At 66.0% G+C, this 444-nt stretch carries 1 pseudogene; it reads left to right on the top strand.

Annotation, left to right across the window (positions count from 1 at the left end):
- Positions 1-444 (top strand): annotated as a pseudogene (locus ACU8YE_RS25335) (transposase); the annotation flags it as partial.

The raw sequence follows: 444 nt of genomic DNA, 5'->3' as shown, positions 1-444 counted from the left end.
CTGCGCTTCGTGCCCGACTCCGACCGCAAAGCCGTCGCCGCGGCGTTGAAGATGATCTACACCGCACCCACCGTCGCTGCGTCCGCGACCGAGGTCGACATCTTCGAAGGATCCAACTGGGGCAAGAAGTACCCGGCGACCGTGCGGGTCTGGCGCGACGCGTGGGAACGGTTCATCCCGTTCCTGGAGTTCCCACCCGCCCTGCGGAAGATCATCTACACCACCAACGCGATCGAGTCGCTGAACTACCAGCTCCGCAAGATCATCAAGAACCGCGGCCACTTCCCCAACGACGACGCCGTCATCAAGCTGTTGTGGCTGGCGATCCGCGACATCGAGGACCGCCGGGCCCGAGAACGGGCCAAGGAGGCCGGCCAACCGCGGGACAAGCCCCGCAAGGCCCCACCGAGCTCGTCGAAGGCGCCCAAGTCCAGGGCTGGAACC

The organism is Ralstonia sp. VS2407 (assembly GCF_052950655.1).
Note: the sequence above shows the minus strand (reverse complement) of the source record. Positions and strands in the feature narration are given on the sequence as shown.